Raw genomic sequence first — 25,578 nt, 5'->3', positions numbered from 1 at the left:
TTTTTACCCCTCTTTTAGGGGCAAAAAAGATTATTTTACAATATTATTTTTCATTTGGAGTTCAATGAACGTTGTTTGCAACAGATAGCCCGACCCGAAGTTTTACGGAAGGGCACGCCCAAATGGTAACACAGAGTAGTTGTTCTACAAAAAAATTAAGCACTTAGTTATTTTTAAAATGTTAAAATTTTAATATCTTCTAAAATTTTAAAAAGTCCGTGAGTACTTAATTTTTTTTCTTCACAAATTTTTGTTTTTTAGCCGAATTCCGTGATGTGCTTCGTAGTTGTATTGTATAGATTTCATAACGAAGTCTCTTGCATAATTTGGGTTAAAAAAATGTTAAAATAAATTAAACAAACGTTTAATTTAAACATTTGTTTAATTTTGCAATGTAAAAAAAATATGGGTTTATGTTTCATGAAAAACAAATTTTGATTCTACAAATTGCAGAAAAACTGTTTGCAGATAATGGTTTTGACGGTACGTCTATTAGGGATATTGCCAAGGAAGCCCAGATTAACATAGCCATGATTTCGTATTATTTTGGATCAAAGGAAAAACTTTTGGAGGGTATTATTATTTATAGAACCAATGATATTAAGCTAGAAATTGAGAATTTATTTAAAGAAAATCATTCACCTTTATTGAAAATAGAAAAGCTTATTGCGTTGTATATTTCGAGAATCCATCGCAACAATTGTATTTATAAAATACTGCATTTTGAAGTTTCGAACAAAAAAAGAGTGATGGATATTGCAGCATTTCAGGAAGTAAAGATGAATAACCTACGGATTTTGGAAAAAATTATTAAAGAGGGACAGGAATTAAAACTTTTTAAAAAAAACATTACTATTGCCTTGATAACTCCCACAATATTAGGTACTTATTTTCATTTTCAGATGAATAAGCCTTTTTTTGAGTCGTTATTGCATTTAGAAAACGAGGCTCAATATGAACATTACATCCATCATGATTTAACCCAACACATTCAACAAACCATCAAATCATTAATTTTATATGAAAATCAATAAAGTAGGATTTATTTTATTTATTCTTTTGAGTTTGAGCGAAGTTTATGCACAAGAGCGTACCAAGCTCGATTTGAGCGAAGCGGTACAGTTGGCAATAAGCAAAAGTTTTGAAGCCCAATTGTCCGAAACAAAAGCGAAAACCAAAGCTTTGGAATATGCCTCAAGCCAAAACAAACAGTATCCAGAGGTGTTACTTTCGGGGCAATATTTGAGATTAACGGATGCCGATGTTGCCCTAAAATTATTACCAAATTCTAGCGGCAATGTTGCTGGAAGTCCTGTGGTAAACGAACTGCTATTGGGTCAGGCTAATTTTAATTTGCCATTGTTTTCTGGATTCAAAATACAGAATAGTATAGGACTTTCGCAAAATTTATGGGAAGCCGAAAAACTGAAGACAGCACAAACCAAAGAAGACATTGCTATGCACGTTGTGGCTTATTATGCGGCATTGTTTAGAGCTCAAAAAGCGGTTGAACTGATTACAGACAATTTGAAAAGTGCCAACCAAAGGGTTTCGGATTTTAAAGATTTAGAAAAAAATGGTCTAGTTGCTCGAAATGATTTGCTAAAAGTGCAACTTCAGTCCAATAAAATAGCTTTGTCGTTGGAGGAAGCCCACAAAAATGTGGCTGTAATCAACTATCAATTGGTTTCGATGTTGCAATTGCCGCAAGATTTTCAAATTGGGATAGACGTACACCAATTTGACCACCAAACCTCGTTGCAAATTATAGAACATGATGACGTAGCGTTGTCTAACCGAAAAGATTTAAAAGCTTTTCAATATTTTGAAAAAGCCAATCAAAATCTAATCAAAATAACCAAAAGCAACTATTTTCCTAACATAGCCCTTGTTGGGGGTTATACGGCTTTGCGGCTTCAAAATGTGGCAACTGTTAGCAATGCCATGACGTTTGGAGTAGGTTTTTCGTATAATTTGAGTAATATTTATAAAAATAACAAAGATGTAAAAATAGCTTTTAGCAAAGCCCAAGAAACGATAGAATCTAAAAATATTTTAATTGAAAAAATAAAGGTTCAAGTTCATGAAGCTTATGAAAATTTTATATTGGCACAAAAACAACACACGGTTTACGCATCTGCCATACAAGTTGCATCAGAAAATTACCGCATTGTAAAAGACAAATACGACAACGGACTGGCAACTACCACCGAACTATTGGACGCAGATGTAGAACAATTGAATGCACAAATCAATCAGGCTTATGCCAAGGCCAACATCATGCTTAAATATTATGAAATGCAAGAAGCTTCGGGGGCATTACTATCTTCTTTTAACCTTACAAAAAATTAATCCAAAATGGAAAAGAAACCTTCAAACAAAAAAATGATATTGATTTTAGCGGTTTTATTACTTGCGGGAACCATATATGGTGTTATGAAATACCTACATGCACAAGCTAATGAAGCCACAGACGATGCACAAGTGCAACAAAAAATGAATCCTATTATTCCAAGAGTATCTGGATATGTAACCAAAATTTATGTTCATGACAACGATTTTGTAAAAAAAGGCGATACGTTATTTACAATAGACGACAAGGATTTTGTAGTAAAAATAGCTGAAGCCGAAGCCAATTTGGCAGCAGCCGAAAGTAGTTTTGAAGTTTCAAAAGCAGATGTTGCAGGGGCTATGGCAAGTGTGGCCGTGTCTGATGCCAATGTAATGAGTGCTAATGGCACGATTGAAACGGCCAAAATCCGACTGACAAGAGCTTCCAATGATTTTGAAAGATACCAAAATTTGTATAAGAATCATTCGATAACTAAACAACAATTTGAACAAGCACAGGCAGCCAAACTAGAGGCCGAAAGCCAATTGAAAATCGTAATGAGCCAGGAAAAAGCGGCCGCATCTCAAAAAAATGTTATTGCCTCAAAAAGTTTGGTTTCCAACAAACAAACGCAAGTAGCATTGGCTAATATTGCAAAAGCCAAAGCGGTGTTAGCTACCGCAAAGCTCCAATTGAGTTACACCGTTGTAACAGCCTCTATCAATGGACAATTGTCCAAAATTGATCTTCAGCCGGGACAGTTGATACAAATGGGACAAGCTTTGTGTTACATTATCAACAACAACGACATTTGGGTAACGGCCAATTTTAAGGAAACACAAATCAATAAAATGAGAGTAGGACAAAAAGTAAGTATCAAAGTGGATGCTTTTGAAGATGTTATTTTTGAGGGCGAGGTAGCATCTTTTTCTCCGGCTACGGGTTCTCAGTTTTCTATTTTGCCTCCTGATAATGCCACAGGCAATTTTGTTAAAACAATCCAACGTTTACCCGTAAAAATCACTTTTAAAAACACAAACGACCCTGAAAAAATTCGCCTCCTAAGATCAGGAATGAATGCTGAGATTAATGTGCATTTGAAGTAGGAAGTGAGAAGCATGAGGTTAGAGATCCTAAGTAGCAAATAGTCTAAATGGATACAAAAATTTAAGGCTGGGTTCTAAAACAAGGGGCTAAATGCTGTTTTTATGCCGCTGTTTACGTTAATGATAGAAGTGGAAATCCTTTTAGAAGCCCACAGCCCACAAAAGAGGTGTGTTATATTGCACGAAAATAGTTGCCGAATGTGTTTATCAAAAAAAGATTATTCACAATATTACATTTCTTTTGGTGTTCAATAAAAGTTGTTTGCAACAGATAGCCCTACCCTTGTGGTAACGCCCAAATGAAGCGCTGTTTTATTTGCTGTTTTATTTAGAATTGAGCCAAACAAAAAAACATAAAAAATGATACAACACAATCCAGATAGTTTAGTAGAATATGGTTTTAGGAGGGTAATTATTACCATCACGGCGGTGCTTTGTGCCTTGCTCGAAATTGTGGACACTACCATAGTAAACGTGGCTTTAAACAACATGCGTGGTAGTTTGGGCGCAACACTTACAGACGTGGCTTGGGTTATTACGGCCTACGCCATTGCAAACGTCATTGTTATACCCATGACCAGTTGGTTGGCACAACAATTTGGACGACGTAATTATTTTGCAACCTCAATTGTTATATTTACAGTAGCATCCTTTTTGTGTGGCAATGCTACTAATATTTGGGAGCTAGTTGCTTTTCGTTTCATACAAGGTTTGGGCGGAGGGGCATTGTTGGTAACTGCTCAAACCATCATAACCGAAAGTTATCCCGTTGCCAAAAGAGGTATGGCTCAAGCCATTTATGGAATGGGTGTAATTATTGGGCCAACATTAGGGCCTCCTTTAGGTGGCTATATTGTAGATCATTTTTCGTGGCCTTACATTTTTTATATCAACATTCCCATCGGCGTTTTAGCCACTTTTTTAACTATTGGCTTTGTAAAAAGTCCCAAATATGGCGAAAAACTCCATGCTTCCCAAGTCGATTGGATGGGTATTCTCTACCTGGCTTCTTTTATTGGATCGCTCCAATTTGTTTTAGAACACGGGCAGCAAGACGACTGGTTCAACAACAAAACTATTGTTGCCCTAACCATACTATCGGTATTAGGACTTATATTATTCATCAAACGTGAACTCACTTATCAATACCCCATCGTAAACCTAAAAGTACTCAAAGACACTAATTTACGAATGGGAACCATCATGTGTTTTATACTCGGATTTGGCTTATATGGTTCTACTTTTATCATTCCTATCTACACACAATCTATATTGGGATGGTCTGCAACAGATGCTGGCTTGCTGCTCATCCCAAGTTCTATAACCACTGGGCTCATGATGCCTTTTGTAGGCAAAATGATTCAAAAAGGCTACAACCAAAAATATATGGTAGCCGTAGGATTTTTAATCTTTTTTGGGTTCAGTTTCTACATGCGTGGTGCCCTAACACCAAACACGGGTGTCGAACATATTTTTTGGCCGCTCATCATGCGGGGTGTTGGTCTCGGACTGCTTTTTGTACCCATAACCACCCTCTCACTTTCAACCCTAAAAGGCAAAAACATTGGCGATGGTGCCGCCTTTACAGGCATGATGCGACAACTTGGTGGCTCCTTTGGCATAGCCATCATTACTACTTTCATCTCCCGTTTCAACCAGCAGCATCGTGTCGATTTAATTGCCCACTTAGACAAAACCAATTATTTGGTTCAAAACCAAATTGCAATGCTACAAAAAGGGTTTCAAGCAAAGGGGTTTCCAACCAATGTTTCCCTTGCAAAAGCATACCAAATTTTAGAATTTAAGGTTTACAAACAAGCCAGTGTGTTGTCCTATATGGATATTTTTATGTACTTGGGGGTACTTTTTTTGTTGTGTATACCAGTTGTACTGATACTAAAAACAGGAAAATCCAAAGTCAATCCAGCCGATGCCATGCACTAATTTCATAAACCAACAACTACCCTATAATAAATCAAATTTAGAACCAGGAGCTTAATCCAGCTTTTCGCTACAAGTCCTCGCCCCAAAAAGGGTTTTTTGTTTGCCACAAAAGGAGCTTCCGCTGGTCGCTCTTTTGTAGCAACAAAAAAATCCCTTTTGGGGCTCCGGGCTTTTCGCTACAATCTGGGCTAGAGGCTTCTGTGCAACAATCAAGCCCTGTACTACAACTACTTCAATATCAAGCTATAAGCCTAAAATAACAAATAAAAAAACTAAAAAAAGTTTTCAAATGACGCTTTCAATCAATAGTAATATATTTGAACTAACAAGAGCTTTAGCCTAAAAAAAAACTGCTGCTCCAAACACACAAAATGGCCTTACAATATTTATCCTAAACTGCCTTCTGCTAGTTTTTTCAAAATAAATCATGTACTTTTGTTTCCATTTTGTATCAAAACCAAACAACGCATTTATAATACCCCAAACGACATGAAATATTATATCGTTATTCCTGCTCACAACGAAGCACGCTTTATAGGTCAAACACTAGAGTCGATTGTTCAACAAACTATTTTACCTACAAAAGTAGTAGTAGTAAACGACCATTCAACCGACCAAACGGCAAACATCGTTTTGGAATATGCAAAAAAACATCCTTTCATTTCGCTTACAACCACACAATCACAAGCCATACATTTGCCAGGCAGCAAAGTCATAAGGGCTTTTGAAAAAGGATTGGCTACACTAGACAATACGTATGATTTTATAGTAAAACTAGATGCCGATTTAATCTTACCTCCACATTATTTTGAAAGCTTAATTACTCATTTTCAACAAGATAAATTCGTGGGCATGGTAGGGGGCTTTGCATATATCGAGAAAAACAATCAATGGATTTTAGAAAATCTTACCGACAAAGACCACATCAGAGGAGCCTTTAAAGCCTACCGAAAAGCGTGTTTTGAAGCCATTGGAGGCCTAAAACCCGCTATGGGTTGGGATACTGTTGATGAATTGCTCGCAAAATACAACAACTGGAAAGTCGTTACCGATGCCCATTTGAAGGTAAAACACCTCAAACCCACAGGAGCCAACTACAATCAAACAGCTCGATTCAAACAAGGAGAAGCTTTTTATACACTAGGTTATGGCTTTTGGATCACGGCAATTGCCTCTGCAAAATTAGCTTTTATGAAACAAAAACCCTTCCTTTTTTTAGATTACATGCGAGGATTTTGGAAGGCCAAGTGGGCCCACATACCATTATTGGTTACTCCAGAACAAGCCCAATTCATTAGAAATTACCGTTGGAAAAAAATAAAAGCCAAACTGTTTTAGCCCATCAAAATACCAAATTGACCTCAAAGCTTTTGTATATTTGAAGTTCTAATCCTTTTTGGATACTCTTTTTGATGACAAATGAAGGTGTTTAATAAACCATTTTTACATATATCTATAAGTTTTTTTTAATAAGTCCGTTTGCGGCAGTTATTTTTGTATTTTTGTATTCTAAATTCATAAACAAAATTCATGTTTTTATTCAGATATTTATCGCAATTAGGAAAATACTTTTTGATGATTGCGGAAATTTTTAGAAAACCCACCAAATGGTCGGTTATGAAATCCTTGATTTTCAAAGAAATAGACGATTTAATCATCGGATCGTTAGGAATTGTAGCCTTTATATCGTTTTTTGTTGGCGGTGTGGTTGCCATACAAACCGCTTTGAACCTAACCAATCCTTTGATCCCCAAATACCTCATCGGTTTTGCCACAAGACAATCCATAATATTGGAATTTGCCCCAACATTTATATCCATCATTATGGCCGGAAAAATGGGATCATTTATTACCTCAAGCATTGGTACAATGCGAGTTACCGAACAAATAGATGCCTTGGAAGTTATGGGAGTAAACTCTTTGAATTATTTGGTTTTTCCAAAACTAACAGCCTTGTTACTTTATCCATTTGTCATTGGAATAGCCATGTTTTTGGGCATTGCAGGTGGTTTTATTGCCAGCGTTTATGGCGGTTTTGGTAGTAGTGCCGATTTTATCGAAGGACTTCAAAAAGAGTTCATTCCATTTCATGTAGCTTATGCTTTTATCAAAACAATCATCTTTGCCTTACTATTAGCTACAATACCCTCATTTCATGGCTATTACATGAAAGGTGGTGCCCTCGAGGTTGGTAAAGCCAGTACCGTATCGTTTGTTTGGACATCGGTTACCATTATTTTGATGAATTATATTTTAACACAATTGTTATTGACCTAATGATAGAAGTAAAAAATGTAGAAAAATCCTTTGGCGAATATAAAATTCTAAAAGGTGTTTCAACCGTGTTTGAAACAGGCAAAACCAATTTAATCATTGGGCAAAGTGGTTCAGGAAAAACCGTTTTGCTTAAAAGTTTGCTGGGCATACACACTCCAGAAGTAGGAACAATTGCTTTTGATGGAAGGATTTATTCCGAATTAGACGATGCCGAACGAAGAGCGTTAAGAACCGAAATAGGCATGGTTTTTCAGGGAAGTGCCTTGTTTGACAGCATGACAGTAGAAGAAAACGTAGGCTTTCCCTTAAAAATGTTTACATCAAATTCGCAATCGGAAATCCAAGACAGGGTCGATTTTGTATTGAAAAGAGTCAATTTAATCAATGCCCACAAAAAATTACCTTCTGAAATTTCGGGCGGCATGCAAAAGAGGGTGGCCATTGCCCGAGCCATCGTAAACAACCCTAAATATTTGTTTTGCGACGAGCCCAATTCTGGACTAGACCCAAACACCTCTATTTTGATAGATAATTTAATTAAAGAAATTACAGAAGAATACGACATCACAACGGTTATCAACACCCACGACATGAACTCGGTGATGGAAATAGGCGAAAATATTTTGTTTCTAAAAAATGGATTAAAAGCTTGGCAAGGCAACAAAGAAGCCATTTTTAAAACAGACAACGAAGCCATAGTAGCGTTTGTGTATTCGTCTAATTTGTTCAAAAAAGTAAGAGAAGCTGTTAGAAAGGGATTGTAATTTGCCCCTTATATGTTTTTTTTATATTAAAATGTTTCAACACTAATGGAGGTATAAAAATACAAAAAAAAGCCGAATTGCTCGACTTTTTTGTTTAGCGTTAAATTTTTGAATTGATGATACAAAAAGACAATGAATTGATTTTCAAATCGATTTTAAAGTTTGTTCTATTTAATTCATTTGTTGATTTATAACATTTATATAATTTGGTTTTTTCTAAATAATTTAACTTACTATTGACAAATAAATTGAAATTGATTTATTATTTTAATTATTTTTGAAATAAAATATTTTTATAATTAAAATTAAAAATGAGCCGATCAAGAAAAAAAACACCTCTGTTTGGAAATACTTGTTCTGAAACAGAAAAAGATAATAAACGAAAAGCTAACCGTAAGTTTAGAAGAAAAGTTAAAGTTCAAATTAATAAAGGACATACAAATTTGTGCCTTATGAGAGAAGTTTCTAATATATGGGATTTTGATAAAGATGGAAAACAGTTCCTAAAAAACCCTACAAATAAGGATTTTAGAAAATAATTTTTATAAAGTGAAATTACTTTCCGCATAACAAAAAAATAAAGAGGAGCTAATTGGAAACATCTATTTAGGTGCAATTAATAACTTGGACATAAGTATGGGAGTATTTACCTTTGACGATGATTCTGAAATTTATTACATTATTTTTCAATAAAAGAAAAAGTAATGCCTCATAGTAAATATACGTATAAAATAGCTTATTCTATTTAATAACCAGTAAAATAAAACACTGATTCTTATTATATAAAGTATTGAATGTATTTGAATGACAAATTGTTTAAAAGATTTCTATTTTATAATTTAATTGATATTAATAAAAACCTTGGATTCTATTATCGTTTTTTAAATAAAAAAGTTTTAATTTGTTTTAATTTGTTTTAATTTGTTTTAATTTGTTTTAATTTGTTTTAATTTGTTTTAATTTGTTTTAATATTTATGCAAATATCTATTAATTTATATTTTTGTTGCATAACAAATCCTAATTGTATATTAATAATAATTCAAAACAAGGTTTTGGTAACTCAAAATAGCCATGTGATAATTCCTTTGTAAAATTGAACAACCGTTTATTACATTTGTAACGAAATAAATGAGAAATATTGAAAAATAGGTTAAAAATAGGTTTTTACTTTCTAATAGTAATTTTATGCCATTGTATTCAAGCACAAACCACTGAAATAGACAGTTTGAAAAAATTGATGCGAGTAGCAAAAACGGATACTTTAAAAGTAAATTTATATAATAAAATTGCGGATTATTATAAAACAATTACACCCGATTCTACGCAAATTTATGCACAAAAAGCACAATTTTTAGCACAAAAAGTTGGTTATTCACAGGGTTTAGGCCAATCGTATATTAATACGGGAATTTCTCATTTAATTTTTGGCGATTATAGAAAAGCCAGTAGTTATTTTTTAAAATCAAAAGTGATTTTTGAGAAGTTATTGTCTAAAGATGAAAACAATAAGAACTTCAAAAATGGTTTGGCCCGATCATCGGCTAGTATGGGTATCATTTATACGGAACAAAACAACTACTATTTAGCTTTAGAAAGCTATGAAATTGCTTTAAAAATATACCAAGAAATAAATGATAAACCTAGTATTTCTAAGGCATATAATAATATTGGCGTGGTTTATAAATCGATGTTGAATTATCCAAAAGCAATTACTTTTCTTCAAAAAGCCTTTGAAATTCAGCAAGAAATTGGCGAACAAAATGCTGCGGTAACGGTTACAAACATTGGTGCCATTTATTTTGAACAAGACAAAAATAAGGAAGCCTTCCACTATTATAACAAAGCCAATGAGTTGTTTAAAAAAACCGATAACAAAAGAGGTTTGGCATTGCTTTATAACTATTATGGCGATTATTATGTGAAAGAGAATAATAGAATAGAGGGCAAAATATACTATGAAAAAGCTTTGCAATTGTGTGAAGAAATACAAAATAAATTTGGAGCATCATTGGCTTTGTACAACATTGGACAATTGCTTGCCAACGAAAAAAAATACAGTCAAGCGATGGTTTTTGCTCAAAAATCATTGGATTATGCCACCGAAATTGGGGTTTTGGACCAAACATTTCATTCGGAGCAATTGGTTAGTGAGTTGTATGGTATTCTTGGAGATTCTAAAGCTTCATTGGAGCATTACAAAAAATATATTGTAGCGCGGGATAGCATCAATAATCAAGAAAGTGCTAAGAAATTTGCCATTGCCGAAATGAATTTTGAGTATAAAAAGAAAGAAGCTATTTTGGCAGAAAAGCAAAAAAATCAAACGCAATTAATAGTTTTTTTGATACTTGGTATGTTGCTATTGTCGGGATTACTCTTTGTGCTATACACCCGAATGCAGATAAAGAAACGGTTAACACTGCAAAAAGAAGTTGCTGAGTATGAGCAGAAAGCTTTACATTTGCAAATGAATCCGCATTTTGTTTTTAATTGTTTGAGTTCCATTTCGAGTTTTATTGTACAAAATGGTACAGATTCTGCATTAAAATATTTGTCAAAATTTTCTAAGCTTATGCGGTTAACATTGGAATATTCAAAAGAAGCATTGATTCCGATTGATAAAGAGATAGAAAGTTTACAAAATTATTTAGAACTCGAGCAATTGCGTTTTCACAATGCGTTTGATTTTTCGATACATTCAACTGAAAATGTGGAATTTAATGTAGGTTTGCCGCCGTTATTGATTCAGCCATTTGTTGAAAACGCAATTCTTCATGGCATTGTACCAAAAGAAGAAAAAGGAAAAATAGCCGTTCAATTTGATCAAGAAGACGGAAAATTAATTTGCACCATAACCGATGATGGCATTGGATTGTTGGAGTCTAAAACAAGGAAAGAAAATTCGGTAACGGCACACAAATCCATGGCGTTGGATATTACCAAAAAAAGATTAGAAATAATGGAAGCCACCCTATTAAAATCGGCACAAATAGAAATACAAGACCTAAAAGCTAACAGCCAAACAGGAACAAAAGTAACCTTGAAATTGCCCATACAATATGTGTAATTGATTAAACCAATAATAATAAATAACTTTTTAAACATTCAAACACTTAATAAAAATCCTTTAATTTAAACATTATGAAAAACTTTTTTAAACCATTTACAATTTTATGCGCTGCATTAGTACTATTTACTTCATGTTCATCAGATGACAGCACCGAATCTTCAGAATTTGTTATTGACAATCAGTCTTATACTGTTAATCCTGGTCAAGGAGTAATAGAGCAAAAGTTGAATAATTTTTATACACAACAAGGACAAATATTTGATCGTTCTACTATTACAATAAATGGCATCAGCGGAACAAACGTTGCGACAGTTTCGTTTGATTTGTATTATAAAGACGGTTTACCAGTTGAAGGCACTTACAGCATTGCAGAAACCTTAGACGATAATGATACAGATTTTTTTGATGACTTGGTGACCACTCAGAAATTATGTTTAGGTTGGACATCAATGTGTGCTGTATTTCAAGGAGGTAGTTCTGTTGCCGTAAATGCAAACAACCCACTTGGAACTGTTACGGTAACAAAAAACAGTGCCACAAATTACACCATTCAATACAACGGAAATTTCAGAAAATACAATTCTAGTTTTCAAGTTATTGGCACTGTACCTGTTGTAATTAATGTTACAAGCGATGTTTTCATTCAAACTATTTAAAAAACAAGGTATCTTTGCGCTTTTGAAAGATTAATTTTTAAGAGTATTTATTCTTAAACAAAAAACAAAAACTATGAGAAAAATTATTTTACTCTTTACTTTGTTGCCAATAATATGTTATGGACAACAAATAAATACAACATTTGGAAGTAATGGTTCTGTAATAACAGACTATGCAAATGATTACGACTTTTTTGGGGACTTATTGACATTACCTGATGGGAAACTACTTTTATTTGGAAATAGTAATGTAGCTACAAATTCTAATCTCAATGGTTTTGCTGTAATAAAGTATAATGAAGATGGTAGTTATGATAATTCATTTGGAATTAGAGGAAAAGTTATTCTAAACTTTGACTCCTATCAAAATTCAAATCCAACTTCTGCAATTTTACAAAATGATGGTAAAATTCTTGTTGCAGGAAATACTGCAAATAATTATCGTGGTGCAATAATGAGACTACTTCCAAACGGAGAAATTGACACTGATTTTGGTTTCAATGGTAAAATAGTTTTAGAATCTAAAGAAGTCAGTAAAATTCTATTGACTCCAGACCAAAAGATTATTATTTTAGGCAAAACTACAAATGATTTTAGTATCGAAAAGCTTAATAGTGATGGCTTTTATGATTTAACTTTTGGAACTAATGGGATAACAACTTTAGATGACAATAATACATTTGAAAAATTTACTTGTGGAGAAATTTTGAATGATGGTTCTTTAATTTGTTTTGGAAATTCTTCCAATCCTAATTTTCAAGCAAATAATGTTGTATTCGCTAAATTCAGTGCTAATGGTATATTTGATTCAGTTTTTGGATTAAAGAGAATTACTACTCAAGGAAATTCAAATACATCATATATAAACAATTATGCAAAAGATTTAAAAGTTCTTAGTGATAATTCCATTTTATTGCTTGTAGATGGAAGCTATATGGATATTAATGGTTTTGGAGATTCTAGAATTTATAAAATTGATATGAATGGAAATTTAAATCCAACATTTGCAAACAATGGATATTTTCAATTTTATAATGGTTTTGGAGATGATTACATGCAAAATATAATTTTATTAAATAATGGAGATTTTTTTGTCACTTTAAAACGCAATAGTTCTAATATTTCTACTTATTTATTTAATTCAAATGGAACTTTTAATACAAATTTTAGCGGAATAACAGTTAGCCCTTCTAGTAACAACATAGCATTTTCTAGAATACACAATGATAAAATGTATATTGCTTATAATCTTTCAGACTATCAAATTAATTCATATTTAATTGACAGTCAATTTCTTTCGATTAATGAGTCAGAAATTATCATAAATAGACCCGTTGTTTACCCAAATCCATTTACTGAAAAATTAAATATTAATTTAAAAAAGATAGAATTACAAAATACCAATATTACTATTTTCAATTCAAATGGTTCAGAAATTTTCTCAAAATTTTATAAAAACAGTATCAATAATGAAATCTTATCTATTGATGATTTAAGTACATACTCGGCAGGAATTTATTTTTTAAAAATTCAATCTGACAACGATAGTAAAACATTTAAAATCATAAAAAAATAACTATGAAAAAATTATACAATATTATCATTTTATTATTTGCACATCAACTATCATATGCACAACAAGGCATATTAGACACAAGTTTTGGAGATAATGGAATTCAAAGAGCTTCAAAATTGATGTACTATAATGATACAGGACATCCTCGAGGTACCGTTAAAGTTATTTTTAATAGCACTGGAAGCAGTACATATTTAGGAAATGATTTAGTAAATGGTGGTGTTTTGCCAGTTATTCGAGTAATTAATCAAGATGTTTCCCTAAAAGTTTGGAATAAAAAGACAATTGTAAAAGATGGTATAATGGATACCAACAATGGTCTTTTTTCTACTGGATATACTCAAAAAGAAGATAACAATAAAGCGATTTATGTTTCGAAAATAAAATATGGTAATATTACAAACTCTACAGGTCAAGGTTTTTCATTAGATAATAATTTTAACTACGATGGGAAAATTGTATTTGATACTAAAGAAGTCGATGAAGAAGGAATTGCAATTAAACTTCAATCGGATAATAAAATTGTTATTTTAGGATATAGTGGCACAAAAGGAATAGTAATAAGATATAATTCAGATGGATATTTAGATAGAACCTTTAATCAAAAAGGCTTTCATACTTTTCAAATTGCTCAAAATACAAAACCAACTTCATTTGCAATTCAAACAGATGGTAAAATAGTTGTTGCGGGCAATTGTTTTAACGGCAACGATATTGATTTTTTTATTACAAGATTAAATACAAATGGTACTATTGATAACTCTTTTGGCACAAATGGAATTGTAATAAAAGATGTTAATAACCACGACAATACTGGAAATGCGATGGTTTTGGCAAATGATGGTAATATTTTTATAGGAGGTAAATCATATACAAAAGGAGGGGCTATTTATCTTGATAGTTTATTCTCATATAATTATTCGCTTTTTAAGTACAATCAAAACGGAACATTAGCAACTGCTTACACAAATGGTATTTTAACGGGTGCCTTTATTATTAGTGCAAGTACTTATGTCTATGGTAATCCTAATACTATAGTGCCTAATAATGAAGAAGTTAATTGCATGGCTTATGATTATGTCAATAATCGTATATACCTTTCTGGCTATGCTTATGCTCAAGATAATATTACAAAAACTCCTTGGTTAAACATTGGTGTTAGTACTGTGAATGCTACTTATGTTGATGCTTCTTCTTTTCAATATCCGCCAGGTTATATTGGATATAGCCATGAAGTAATAGCTTCGACAATAAAACCATCGGATATGATTTTAGGAAATAGCACTCCACTTTATACTGTTGTGAAATTTAGTAATTGTTCTTATGGCACATCTACGTTTTTAAATACCCCTACTAGTACAGTGCCAGCAAGTTGTTATAATAATTTAACTGAGATGAGTTTTGCCAAAATTCAAAAAACAAATGATGGCTATTATGGATCTACTAATTATAATGGTTCTGGCGATCTTTATAAATTAGATTCTAATTTTGTTGTAGATTCTAATTTTGGAATTAATGGAAAAATAGCCAATATAAAAGAATTTAAAATAGATAATGATGGGAAGATTATTTGTACTGGGATTTCGCAAACCAATGGCACAAGAACTCTTTTAGCAAGATTTAATTCAGACGGTCAAGTTGATAACACTTTTGGAACATTGGGCGAAATAAGAACGCAAAATTTATGGAATACATTTGGTATTTATGTAACTCCAGAAAATGATTATATAGTTTCATCTTACAGGGTTAATAATTCAAATCCTCAAATAAGATTAGAAAAATACCTAAATAATGGAGAAAAAGACCAAATTTTTAACTCTCCTGTATTATTAAATGTAAACAATTCCTTATCGTCATATCCAAATTTAATTAATTCAGAGGATATAATTAGTGATAATCTTGGGAATATTTATACAATTGCATTTAATTATAATTATAACACATCAAATCCATATATAAATCTTGCAAAAATTAATTCCAACGGAATAATAGATTCAAATTTTGGCATAAATGGAATTGTTAATCTAGTCCCTTTTTTCAATCAACCATCAGAAAAATTTAACTTAATAAGGTTAAATAATGAAAAAATTCTTGCCTATTCTGATAAAAGAATGATTCAAATTAATAACGATGGAACTTTAGACGCAACTTTTGGAACTAACGGAATTATTGACGGAAATACAATACTTTCTGAATTAATTATTTCAAAAGTGATAACCAATGGATCTGATTATTTTATTGGTGGTCACAGTACTAGTCCTGGAGGAGGTAAAGCAAAAATAATAAAAATAAATCACCTTGGAGTTGTTGACACTAGTTTTGCAACTAATGGATTTTATACCGATTCCGATGCAAATTATCAAAATGTTATCTATGGAGTAAAATATATGTATTTTGATGGTTTGGATAAAATTGTTTTTTCTGGAGTAGGAATTCCAATAAAAAGAATACAATAAAAACATCTGCTAACAAGCGTTTTGCAAGATTGCGGTTTTTTTTATTATTTATAGCATTTTGTATTATTGATTAAAGGTGAATACATTACTTTGAATAAAAAAAAGTATTTTTAAAACTTTATTAAAGAATAAAACATGATTACAGCGGTATTAATTGACGACGACAAACATTTACGAGAAGGACTAAAAGGTCTTTTGGAACGCTACACCAATGATATCCATATTATTGGAGAAGCCGAAAGTGTGAAAACTGGTGTGCAACTTTTAGAAAAAACGCAACCGCAAGTGGTTTTTTTAGACATTCATTTGACAGACGGAACCGGTTTTGATATTTTGGAACAAGTAGCAAAAAACAAAGGAAAAACCAATGCACACATCGTTTTTATTACCGCTCATGAGCAATATGCTGTCAAAGCCTTTAAGTTTAGTGCTTTGGATTTTATTTTGAAACCCATTGATCCTGATGAGTTGCAAAACGCAATTACAAAAATTAAGGAAGCCATACAGAAAACCAATTCGTTTGAGCATATTGATTTATTGTTAGAAAACATTAGAAAAAAAGTAGATAATTTCAAACGAATTGCGCTTTCAACCAGCGATGGCATTCATTTGTTTGAAGTTTCGGATATTATTCGATGCGAGTCAAAAGGAAATTATACCGAGTTTTTTATTAAAAATCACAAACCCGTTTTGATTTCTAGAACCTTAAAAGAATATGAAGAAATGCTAACCGAACATGGATTTGAACGGATTCATCAATCGCATTTAATAAACTTAACCTATCTGAAATCGTATATAAAAAGCAACGGTGGTTATGTAATTATAGCAGATAATACGCACATTCCGATTGCTCAAAGCAAGAAAGAACGTTTGCAAGAAATGATTAAAAATTTATAGAAAATGAATTTAAAAAAAATACTTTTATTATTGATTACACTTGGCTTTTTTAGCTGTAATTCCAATATTTATAAATATTCCGTGTCAGAAATCACCTCTGTCGCTGTAAAATATGAAAACGGAAATACGATACAAGGCAAAGTAAATTTCCCCATTCATTTTAACGAAGACTATTTATATATAAACGCTGTAACGAAAGGTAAAATAAAAATAAAAACAAGTGAAATAAACGAAGTTACTTATAATTTTCCAAAAATTAATATCACTTTTATAAAATCAACAATTGATGGTTCTGAAATTTCTATGAAAACTAAAAACGAACAATTTTTACAACTAATTTCAAAAGGTAAAATTAATTTATATAAAGGATATAATTATGGATTTGTCTATACAAATCGAAAAAAAGACAAATATATAGAAAAAACGGATCTATATTTTTGCAAACGAGAGAATGAGAAAAACGTAACTTTAGTTTATTATGCTGACAATCAAGCAAATGAAAATATATTAAAAGAAAAAGCTTTGAATTATTTTTTATCAGATGAAAGCTTTAAAAATGAATTAAATACACAAACATACAATTCAGAATTTTTAATTAATTACGTAACTAAATATAACAATGAAAACAATTAATAAAATATCAAACACCACCTTTTTATCTTTACTAACTTTGCTATTCATTTCTTGTGGTGCTCCTAAAATGAATACAGCAACTAATTTTGAAATTAAACAAGCAACAATATTTTTAAATAATGGAAGTACAACAAAAGGAAAAGTAGATTATCCTATTAATAGTACAGAAGGTAAACTAAAGTATAAAATAGATAATAATAAAAAATCTATTAAAAAAAATGAAATTTCTAAAATAACCATTGAAACATCAGCTGGTAATTTAGAATATTTTAATTTACCCCTTTTTAAAAGAAATGGTGTTAAAATCAGAAAAAATAAACAACTACTTGCCTTAGCAGTTAAAGGAAAGGTAAGTTTATATTATTCTCAAGGAAGCGTTTATGAACAAATTGGTCAAGTTAGAACGCCTGTTTATTTTACTGAATATTATTGTAAAAGAGAAAATGAAGCAGCAGCAACTCTTATTCATATTGAAAATGGAGTTATGAATAAAAATGCAGTTTTTAAATATTCCGCAAAAAGATATTTTTCTGATGATGCTGAAATTGCAAAAAAAATAGATGATAAAAGCTTTACTTATAAAAACATACTTGAAGTAGTAGCATTATATAATTCAAAATAAATTATTTTCTTTGTTTATAAATGGTCCGGGATAAGAACATAAAAAAACATACTCTATGAAAAAAATAGCCTTCCTTTTATTACTTTTTACAAGCATTTCAAATGCACAAATTGTAAATATCCCCGATGCAAATTTTAAAGCAAAGTTATTGGCTGCTAACTCTTCAAATACTATTGCCAAAAATATAGCAAACAATTATTTTAAAATTGATGCCAATGATGATGGCGAAATTCAAGAAAGTGAAGCACTTCAAGTGAGTTATTTGGATGTTTCAGCTTCTTCTATTGCATCGTTAGTTGGAATAAATAGTTTTACAAATATAAATCGAATAGAATGTAATGACAATGTATTAACTTCGTTAGACGTAAGTAACTTGTTGAATTTGAGTGTTTTAATTTGTGATAGTAATCAAATAGCATCATTAAACATATCGAATTCAAATAATTTAGAGGAATTACACATAGCTAATAATCAATTAAATACATTACCATTAAGCACTTCATTGATAGTCCTTTCTTGTGATACAAATTTTCTAACGAATTTAGATCTAAGTCAATGTAAAAATTTAGAACAAATATCTTGTAGTGCTAATAATTTAACTTCAATAAATTTTAAGAACGGAAAAATTTTAAACTTACAAAACACATACGATGGCTATTTACTAAATATTGACATCAGCAATAACCCTAATTTGTCTTTTATTTGTTTTGATGAAGCTATCGGTAATTTAAATTTATTTCTTTCCAACATTGGATTAACCAATTGTGTTGCAAATTCCTACTGCTCCTTCACACCCGGCGGAAACTTCAACACCATCAAAGGCACTATAACTTTTGATGCCAATACCAATGGTTGTGATGCCTTAGATGTACTACAACCTAATATTCGCATGAATATCAATGACGGAACAAATGAAGGTGCAACCTATTCCAACAACTCAGGGGATTATACTTTTTACACCCAAACAGGTAGTTTTAACCTACTTCCAAGTTTGGAAAATCCAACATGGTTTACTTTGAGTCCAACAACGGCTACTGTTCCTTTTGCAAACAACAATAATAATATAACAACCCAAAACTTTTGCATAACCCCAAATGGTGTTCATAATGATCTTGAAATTGTTATAGCGCCTATAATACCTGCACGTCCAGGCTATGATGCCACCTACCAAATTGTATTTAAAAACAAAGGAAATCAAACGCTTTCGGGTGCTATTAATCTCACTTACAACGATGCGATTTTGGATTTTGTAACAGCCTCAACAACACCAGACAATCAAACAACTGGAAATTTGAGTTGGAATTATACCAACTTACTACCTTTTGAAAATAGAACTATTCTCATTACGTTAAATGTCAATTCGCCAGAAGAAACCCCAGCTGTAACTATTGGTGATATTCTACCTTTTTCGGCAACAATAAATCCTGTTTCGGGCGACGAAACAACCGCCGATAATGTATTTGACTATAACCAAACTGTTGTGGGTGCATACGACCCCAATAGTGTGGAGTGTTTGGAAGGCGAAACAATTGATCCAGCATTAATTGACAACTATCTGCATTATATTATCAATTTTGAAAATCTTGGAAACATTCAAGCAGAAAATGTGGTTGTAAAAGATATAATTAACACTAATCAATATGACATCAACTCAATACAAATTCTCAATACATCACATAATTCATACACAAAACTTAAAGGCAACACTCTTGAATTCATTTTTGAAGGAATAAATCTCGCACCAACATCTGGAAATCCACCAGTTGGTGGACATGGAACTGTTTTGTTCAAAATTAAACCAAATGATAATTTACATATAGATGATACTGTACACAAGCAAGTAAGTATATTTTTTGATTACAACGCACCATTACAAACCAATTCAGAAATCACTACTTTTACATCATTAACTAATTCGATACCAATTATCGATGAAAGTATCGCCATTTATCCAAATCCAGCTACTTCAATAATCACAATTCATTGTAAAAACAAGATTCAATCGATAGAATTATACGATGTGGGAGGCAGGTTATTGATTGCAAAAACAGCTGATTCCTTAGAAACAACTCTTGATATAACAAACCAATTCAATGGAATTTATTTTCTAAAAATCAATTCAGCAAACGGAAGTAAAGCAATGAAAATAATCAAAAATAAATAAATTTGTTTAAATTTGAGCTTATTATTGTAATTTTTTTTCAATAACTTCTGATATGATGTAAAACCAAACACCAATTTAAAATATCCTGATCTACTTATTATTTCCTATAATTATTTAACAAAAAGCTTGAACCTTACACAAAAAAAAGCCGAATAGCTCGACTTTTTTGTGTAAGGTTGATTTTTATTTATTTTTGAAATTGTTATTGGCCTCTTTGGGATTTGATGTGTCATCTATACAAAAAACTCAACACACACGAATGAATTGCTAGCTCCCACACATTTCACACTCTTCAGGGTCGGCATTTTTGGCTAATTCAAGCATGCGGCGGTAGTCCTCTTTGTGGATTGGGGTGGTGTGCAAATCTACTGTTGCGGGGGCTTCTTTTTTGTCGTTATTGAGCGTAAATTTTATGGCATCTACTGCCGATTTGGTTCTTAAATAATACATTCCTGTTTTTAGTCCCGATTGCCACGCATAAAAGTGCATCGACGTCAATTTGGCATAATTAGCATCTTGCATAAACAGATTTAAGGATTGCGACTGATCGACAAAATAGCCTCTGTGTTTAGACATGTCTATGATATCTTTCATAGACATTTCCCAAACGGTTTTGTATAACTCTTTCAAATCCTTTGGAATGGCATTTATGTTTTGTACCGATCCGTTTTGTCGCATGATTTCTTGTTTCAAATCGTCTGTCCAAATGCCTAGTTTTACCAAATCGTTTAACAAATGTTTGTTTACTACTATAAACTCTCCCGACAACACCCGTCGGGTATAAATGTTGGACGTGTAAGGTTCAAATGCTTCGTTGTTGCCCAAAATTTGCGACGTAGAAGCCGTTGGCATTGGTGCTACTAAAAGGGAGTTTCGAACGCCATATTGCAACACTTCTTTTCGGAGCGATGCCCAATCCCATCTACCCGAAAGGTCTGCATCTTGTAATCCCCAAAGGTTGTATTGAAACAAGCCTTGCGAAATAGGCGATCCTTCGTAGGTGGAATAAGCTCCGTCTTCTTTGGCCATTTCCATAGAGGCTGTAACGGCTGCAAAATAAAGGGTTTCAAAAATTTCTTGGTTCAATTTTTTAGCTTCGTCGCTAGTAAATGGCAATCTAAGCATGATAAATGCATCTGCAAGTCCCTGAACACCAAGCCCTATGGGCCTGTGTCGCATGTTGGAGTTTTCTCCTTCTTTTACAGGATAATAATTCCTGTCTATAACTTTATTTAGGTTGCGTGTTACTCTTTTGGCTACTTTATAAAGCAACTTGTGGTTGAACTTGCCTTTTTCTACAAACATTGGCAACGATAATGAGGCCAAATTACATACCGCTATTTCGTCTTTTGAGGTGTACTCCATGATTTCGGTACACAAATTTGACGATCGAATGGTACCTAAATTTTTTTGATTGGATTTTTGGTTAGCAGCATCTTTATATAGCATATAAGGGGTGCCTGTTTCTATTTGCGATTCCAAAATTTTCTCCCAAAGTTCACGGGCTTTGATGGTTTTTCGGCCTTTTCCTTGGATTTCATAACTGGTGTATAAGGTTTCAAACTGCTCCCCATATACTTCATATAATCCTGGACACTCGTTTGGACACATCAAGGTCCAATGGGCATCTTCTTGTACTCTTTTCATAAACAAATCTGAGGTCCACATGGCAAAAAATAAGTCTCTTGCCCGCATCTCTTCCTTGCCTGTATTTTTTTTCAAATCCAAAAATTCAAAAATATCTGCATGCCATGTTTCGATATAAATAGCAAAACTTCCTTTTCGTTTGCCTCCTCCTTGATCCACATACCGAGCCGTGTCGTTAAACACCCTTAGCATAGGAACAATGCCGTTTGACGTGCCATTTGTACCTCTGATATAAGAACCCGTAGCCCTAATATTGTGGATAGACAATCCGATGCCGCCTGCTGATTGCGAAATTTTGGCTGTTTGTTTTAACGTATCATATATGCCATCGATGCTGTCGTCTTGCATTGCCAATAAAAAACATGAAGACATTTGTGGTTTTGGTGTTCCTGCATTAAACAACGTTGGTGTAGCGTGTGTGAAATATTTTTTGGACATCAAATCGTAGGTTTCTATTACAGAATCCAAATCGTTGAGGTGAATTCCAACGGCTACTCGCATGAGCATGTGTTGTGGTCTTTCTACAATTTTGCCATTTATTTTTAATAAATAAGAGCGTTCGAGGGTTTTAAATCCAAAATAATCATAATTAAAATCGCGGGTATAAATAATATGTGAATCTAAAAAAGCGGCATTTTCAATAATCACCCGATACACTTCGTCTGAAAGTAAGGGTGCCGCTTGATTGGTTCGAGGATTGACATATTGATACATGTCGGTCATTGTATCTGAAAACGATTTTTTGGTGTTTTTATGCAAATTAGAAATCGCAACTCGGGCTGCCAATTGGGCATAATCTGGGTGAGCAATCGTCATGGAGGCAGCAGTTTCAGCAGCCAAATTGTCCAATTCTGTAGTAGAAACCCCATCATACAAGCCTTCAATTACACGCATAGCCACCTTTACAGGATCGACCAAATCGTTTAATCCATAGCATAATTTTTTTACTCTTTCTGTAATTTTATCAAACATTACAGGCTCTTTCTTGCCGTTTCTTTTAACTACAAACATATTATTTTATTGTTTTTTTTTAATTTTATTTGTTTCAACTGCACTGCTATTGTACTTAAATGGTATTCATTCCAATCAAACACACAGGTGATAAATTTGCAATAAAATGCTTATTATTTTAAACATATATACAATACACTGCTTAATTCTTTGTTTAGATAATTTGAATACCAAATAGCTAACTTGCAACTGTACCGTAAAATCACAATAAACTCCTTCATCCCTCGAAATCAGCTCGTTAGAATAAGTGAGGCCTGGCATCAATCCTCGTTTTTTTAGCCAAAATACAGTAAAAAAGACAACCAACAAAAAAAAGAATACTTCTACAATTACAAAGTCTGTCAGTCGGATTGATATAAAGTCTGTCAGTCGGATTGGTACAAAGTCTGTCAATCGTTTAGGAGACGAAACAATAATTTTCTCATCATTATAGCTTTCAATTACATGCATAACCGCATATACTGGAAATGACAAATCCTTTAATCCATAGCATAATTTTTTTACTCTTTCTGTAATTTTATCAAACATTACAGGCTCTTTCTTGCCGTTTCTTTTAACTACAAACATATTATTTTATTGTTTTTTTTTAATTTTATTTGTTTTAAACTGCACTGCTATTGCATTAAAAATCAGCATCAAAGCTTATTTTATTGGCCTCTACATCTGTATTCATAACACCCGCTTTTTGGTATTCGGCTACTCTTTTTTCAAAAAAATTGGTTTTTCCTTGTAGCGAAATCATGTCCATAAAATCAAATGGGTTTGTGGTATGATAAACCCTATCGCAACCAAGTTCTACGAGCAGCCTATCGGCAACAAATTCTAAATATTGTGTCATCAAAGCGGCATTCATCCCAATCAAACTTACAGGTAATGATTCTGTAATAAATTCTCTTTCTATATCAAGTGCATTTGTAATAATTTCTGTAATTCTTTGTTTAGATACTTTGTTTACCAAATGGTTATTGTGCAAGTGCACCGCAAAATCACAATGAACTCCTTCATCTCTCGAAATCAACTCGTTAGAATAGGTGAGGCCGGGCATCAATCCTCGTTTTTTGAGCCAATATATAGCACAAAAGGCTCCCGAAAAAAAGATGCCTTCTACAGCTGCAAAAGCGATCAATCGTTCGGCAAACGAATCGGAGGTTATCCATTTCAAAGCCCAATCGGCTTTTTTCTTTATTGCTGGAAAAACATCCAAGGCATGAAACAGTTCATCTTTTTCTATTTCGTCTTTAACATAAGTGTCTATCAAAAGGGAATAGGTTTCGGAATGGATATTTTCCATCATAATTTGAAAACCATAAAAAAACTTAGCTTCGGCATATTGTACTTCATTTACAAAATTTTCGGCCAAATTTTCATTTACAATTCCATCTGAAGCCGCAAAAAAGGCCAAAATATGTTTGATAAAATAACGTTCTTCGTTGTTTAATTTAAAATTCCAGTCTGTCAAATCTTGCGACAAATCTATTTCTTCGGCAGTCCAAAAACTTGCTTCCATGGACTTATACATATTCCAAATATCATGGTGCTTTATTGGAAAAATGACAAATCGATTTTTATTTTCTTGAAGAATTGGCTCTACTAACGACATAGTTTTTTGATTATTAAGGTATTATATAAAATGGTACTTTGGTTATTTTTAGAGTACAAAGGTTATAAATTAAAACGAGTATAAAAAGATAAACTTATTCACAATTTGAACAAGTTTTTAACAATGGCATTTTTTTTGACAATGAAGTGTTGTAAAATACAAACCGCTGATAATCAATTATTTAAAAACTTAACATTTTGTTAAAAGCCCGTAAAATAAGGGATTTTGAGGTTGCTTGATTGCTTTTTGAGAGCTGAAGTTTTGGCGCTTTTTTTATGGTGTTTTACGTGATTGGCACTTGTTTTTTATGGCTACTAGAATGCTGCTTTTTTATTTTGATATTGGGTAAGTTTGTTTTTCTGTCAAAATATTGTAATACCCCGAAATTTGCGTTAGGGATAGTAGTGGAAATCCTTTAGAAGCCCCCCAGCCCACAAAGGAGGAGTTGTATTACACGAATATAGTTTCTAAATGTGGTAATCAAAAAAGATTATTTCACAATATGATATTTCTTTTGGAGTTCAATGAACCTTGTTTGCAACGGATAGCCCGACCCTTGAGGGAACGCCCAAAAAATGTTACTGCCCATTTGGTGTTTGATTTAGAATGTTGCCGTTTTTTTGAAGTAAAGTTTTGCTTGCATTTTATCAACGCAATCGATGTAAATGTGTTTTTCAATCGATTTTGGCTTTTTATTTTATGTTTTTCAAAAAAAAACCATAAGTTTACCTAAAAATTGATTTTTTTTTAAACTAAAAAATCAATTTGATAATATTGTCGTTAATTTTTAACCGCTTGTTATATATATTGGCAAAAGCAATT

At 32.4% G+C, this 25,578-nt stretch carries 19 protein-coding genes and 1 pseudogene; 16 read left to right on the top strand and 4 right to left on the bottom strand.

What is annotated here, in order from left to right; all coding sequences use genetic code 11:
• The first annotated feature begins 413 nt into the window (after nucleotides 1–413).
• From FBFL15_RS03120 to FBFL15_RS03045, 16 genes are all read left to right on the top strand, one after another.
• Complete coding sequence (locus tag FBFL15_RS03120) at nucleotides 414–1,034, top strand: TetR/AcrR family transcriptional regulator (RefSeq protein WP_014083209.1); 621 nt, start codon at nucleotides 414–416, stop codon at nucleotides 1,032–1,034.
• On the top strand, nucleotides 1,021–2,352 hold the full coding sequence (locus FBFL15_RS03115) for a TolC family protein (RefSeq protein ID WP_014083208.1): 1,332 nt from the start codon (nucleotides 1,021–1,023) through the stop codon (nucleotides 2,350–2,352). The genes FBFL15_RS03120 and FBFL15_RS03115 overlap by 14 nt, the downstream gene beginning before the upstream one ends.
• 6 nt (nucleotides 2,353–2,358) lie before the next feature.
• A complete protein-coding gene (locus FBFL15_RS03110; RefSeq protein WP_014083207.1) occupies nucleotides 2,359–3,438 on the top strand; it encodes an HlyD family secretion protein in 1,080 nt (359 codons plus the stop codon).
• Between the two features lie 360 nt (nucleotides 3,439–3,798).
• Nucleotides 3,799–5,382: an MDR family MFS transporter gene (locus tag FBFL15_RS03105; protein ID WP_014083206.1), complete on the top strand. Its 1,584-nt coding sequence runs from the start codon at nucleotides 3,799–3,801 to the stop codon at nucleotides 5,380–5,382.
• A gap of 489 nt (nucleotides 5,383–5,871) precedes the next feature.
• Nucleotides 5,872–6,720 carry a glycosyltransferase family 2 protein gene (locus FBFL15_RS03100; RefSeq protein WP_014083205.1) on the top strand — a complete coding sequence of 283 codons (849 nt, stop codon included), beginning with the start codon at nucleotides 5,872–5,874 and terminating at the stop codon, nucleotides 6,718–6,720.
• Between the two features lie 192 nt (nucleotides 6,721–6,912).
• Complete coding sequence (locus tag FBFL15_RS03095; RefSeq protein WP_014083204.1) at nucleotides 6,913–7,659, top strand: MlaE family ABC transporter permease; 747 nt, start codon at nucleotides 6,913–6,915, stop codon at nucleotides 7,657–7,659.
• The gene (locus FBFL15_RS03090; protein WP_014083203.1) at nucleotides 7,659–8,423 is read left to right on the top strand and encodes an ABC transporter ATP-binding protein; all 765 of its coding nucleotides are present in this window, start codon (nucleotides 7,659–7,661) and stop codon (nucleotides 8,421–8,423) included. The genes FBFL15_RS03095 and FBFL15_RS03090 overlap by 1 nt, the downstream gene beginning before the upstream one ends.
• 311 nt (nucleotides 8,424–8,734) lie before the next feature.
• A complete protein-coding gene (locus tag FBFL15_RS03085) occupies nucleotides 8,735–8,962 on the top strand; it encodes a hypothetical protein (RefSeq protein ID WP_014083202.1) in 228 nt (75 codons plus the stop codon).
• Nucleotides 8,963–9,562: 600 nt separating this feature from the next.
• Nucleotides 9,563–11,491 (top strand): tetratricopeptide repeat-containing sensor histidine kinase, encoded by a 1,929-nt coding sequence (locus tag FBFL15_RS03080; RefSeq protein ID WP_014083201.1) that lies wholly within the window; start codon nucleotides 9,563–9,565, stop codon nucleotides 11,489–11,491.
• A gap of 74 nt (nucleotides 11,492–11,565) precedes the next feature.
• Nucleotides 11,566–12,150 (top strand): hypothetical protein, encoded by a 585-nt coding sequence (locus FBFL15_RS03075; protein WP_014083200.1) that lies wholly within the window; start codon nucleotides 11,566–11,568, stop codon nucleotides 12,148–12,150.
• A 73-nt stretch (nucleotides 12,151–12,223) separates the two neighbouring features.
• Nucleotides 12,224–13,726, top strand: a complete 1,503-nt coding sequence (locus FBFL15_RS03070; protein WP_014083199.1) for a T9SS type A sorting domain-containing protein — start codon at nucleotides 12,224–12,226, stop codon at nucleotides 13,724–13,726.
• Nucleotides 13,727–13,728: 2 nt separating this feature from the next.
• Nucleotides 13,729–16,182, top strand: coding sequence for an NHL repeat-containing protein (locus FBFL15_RS03065; protein WP_014083198.1), 2,454 nt, complete (start codon nucleotides 13,729–13,731; stop codon nucleotides 16,180–16,182).
• A 135-nt stretch (nucleotides 16,183–16,317) separates the two neighbouring features.
• A complete protein-coding gene (locus FBFL15_RS03060; RefSeq protein ID WP_014083197.1) occupies nucleotides 16,318–17,079 on the top strand; it encodes a LytR/AlgR family response regulator transcription factor in 762 nt (253 codons plus the stop codon).
• A gap of 3 nt (nucleotides 17,080–17,082) precedes the next feature.
• A complete protein-coding gene (locus FBFL15_RS03055; RefSeq protein ID WP_014083196.1) occupies nucleotides 17,083–17,712 on the top strand; it encodes a hypothetical protein in 630 nt (209 codons plus the stop codon).
• Nucleotides 17,699–18,334, top strand: a complete 636-nt coding sequence (locus FBFL15_RS03050; RefSeq protein ID WP_014083195.1) for a hypothetical protein — start codon at nucleotides 17,699–17,701, stop codon at nucleotides 18,332–18,334. The genes FBFL15_RS03055 and FBFL15_RS03050 overlap by 14 nt, the downstream gene beginning before the upstream one ends.
• Before the next feature lie 55 nt (nucleotides 18,335–18,389).
• The gene (locus tag FBFL15_RS03045; protein ID WP_014083194.1) at nucleotides 18,390–20,498 is read left to right on the top strand and encodes a DUF7619 domain-containing protein; all 2,109 of its coding nucleotides are present in this window, start codon (nucleotides 18,390–18,392) and stop codon (nucleotides 20,496–20,498) included.
• Between the two features lie 267 nt (nucleotides 20,499–20,765).
• Here the strand turns inward: FBFL15_RS03045 and FBFL15_RS03040 are convergent, their stop codons facing one another.
• From FBFL15_RS03040 to FBFL15_RS03030, 4 genes and pseudogenes are all read right to left on the bottom strand, one after another.
• Nucleotides 20,766–23,156 (bottom strand): ribonucleoside-diphosphate reductase subunit alpha, encoded by a 2,391-nt coding sequence (locus tag FBFL15_RS03040; protein ID WP_014083193.1) that lies wholly within the window; start codon nucleotides 23,154–23,156, stop codon nucleotides 20,766–20,768.
• Between the two features lie 75 nt (nucleotides 23,157–23,231).
• Nucleotides 23,232–23,606: a ribonucleotide-diphosphate reductase subunit beta gene (locus tag FBFL15_RS03035; RefSeq protein ID WP_415711136.1), complete on the bottom strand. Its 375-nt coding sequence runs from the start codon at nucleotides 23,604–23,606 to the stop codon at nucleotides 23,232–23,234.
• A pseudogene (locus FBFL15_RS17200) lies at nucleotides 23,580–23,723 on the bottom strand (ATP cone domain-containing protein); the annotation flags it as partial. The gene FBFL15_RS03035 and the pseudogene FBFL15_RS17200, both read right to left, overlap by 27 nt.
• A gap of 55 nt (nucleotides 23,724–23,778) precedes the next feature.
• The gene (locus FBFL15_RS03030; RefSeq protein ID WP_014083191.1) at nucleotides 23,779–24,756 is read right to left on the bottom strand and encodes a ribonucleotide-diphosphate reductase subunit beta; all 978 of its coding nucleotides are present in this window, start codon (nucleotides 24,754–24,756) and stop codon (nucleotides 23,779–23,781) included.
• Nucleotides 24,757–25,578 lie beyond the last annotated feature (822 nt).

The organism is Flavobacterium branchiophilum FL-15, assembly GCF_000253275.1.
Classification (GTDB): Bacteria; Bacteroidota; Bacteroidia; order Flavobacteriales; family Flavobacteriaceae; genus Flavobacterium; species Flavobacterium branchiophilum.
The sequence above is the reverse complement of the archived record's forward strand: the minus strand, read 5'-3'. Positions and strand labels throughout refer to the sequence as shown.

What these genes read in the sequence shown, in the direction of transcription:
- FBFL15_RS03100 (WP_014083205.1), top strand. Translation starts at nt 5,872, where the DNA reads ATGAAATATTATATCGTTATTCCTGCTCACAACGAAGCACGCTTTATA.
- FBFL15_RS03040 (WP_014083193.1), bottom strand. Translation starts at nt 23,156, where the DNA reads ATGTTTGTAGTTAAAAGAAACGGCAAGAAAGAGCCTGTAATGTTTGAT.
- FBFL15_RS03095 (WP_014083204.1), top strand. Translation starts at nt 6,913, where the DNA reads ATGTTTTTATTCAGATATTTATCGCAATTAGGAAAATACTTTTTGATG.
- FBFL15_RS03045 (WP_014083194.1), top strand. Translation starts at nt 18,390, where the DNA reads ATGAAAAAAATAGCCTTCCTTTTATTACTTTTTACAAGCATTTCAAAT.
- FBFL15_RS03055 (WP_014083196.1), top strand. Translation starts at nt 17,083, where the DNA reads ATGAATTTAAAAAAAATACTTTTATTATTGATTACACTTGGCTTTTTT.
- FBFL15_RS03110 (WP_014083207.1), top strand. Translation starts at nt 2,359, where the DNA reads ATGGAAAAGAAACCTTCAAACAAAAAAATGATATTGATTTTAGCGGTT.
- FBFL15_RS03070 (WP_014083199.1), top strand. Translation starts at nt 12,224, where the DNA reads ATGAGAAAAATTATTTTACTCTTTACTTTGTTGCCAATAATATGTTAT.
- FBFL15_RS03075 (WP_014083200.1), top strand. Translation starts at nt 11,566, where the DNA reads ATGAAAAACTTTTTTAAACCATTTACAATTTTATGCGCTGCATTAGTA.
- FBFL15_RS03035 (WP_415711136.1), bottom strand. Translation starts at nt 23,606, where the DNA reads ATGCATGTAATTGAAAGCTATAATGATGAGAAAATTATTGTTTCGTCT.
- FBFL15_RS03085 (WP_014083202.1), top strand. Translation starts at nt 8,735, where the DNA reads ATGAGCCGATCAAGAAAAAAAACACCTCTGTTTGGAAATACTTGTTCT.
- FBFL15_RS03030 (WP_014083191.1), bottom strand. Translation starts at nt 24,756, where the DNA reads ATGTCGTTAGTAGAGCCAATTCTTCAAGAAAATAAAAATCGATTTGTC.
- FBFL15_RS03050 (WP_014083195.1), top strand. Translation starts at nt 17,699, where the DNA reads ATGAAAACAATTAATAAAATATCAAACACCACCTTTTTATCTTTACTA.
- FBFL15_RS03105 (WP_014083206.1), top strand. Translation starts at nt 3,799, where the DNA reads ATGATACAACACAATCCAGATAGTTTAGTAGAATATGGTTTTAGGAGG.
- FBFL15_RS03090 (WP_014083203.1), top strand. Translation starts at nt 7,659, where the DNA reads ATGATAGAAGTAAAAAATGTAGAAAAATCCTTTGGCGAATATAAAATT.
- FBFL15_RS03120 (WP_014083209.1), top strand. Translation starts at nt 414, where the DNA reads ATGTTTCATGAAAAACAAATTTTGATTCTACAAATTGCAGAAAAACTG.
- FBFL15_RS03060 (WP_014083197.1), top strand. Translation starts at nt 16,318, where the DNA reads ATGATTACAGCGGTATTAATTGACGACGACAAACATTTACGAGAAGGA.
- FBFL15_RS03065 (WP_014083198.1), top strand. Translation starts at nt 13,729, where the DNA reads ATGAAAAAATTATACAATATTATCATTTTATTATTTGCACATCAACTA.
- FBFL15_RS03115 (WP_014083208.1), top strand. Translation starts at nt 1,021, where the DNA reads ATGAAAATCAATAAAGTAGGATTTATTTTATTTATTCTTTTGAGTTTG.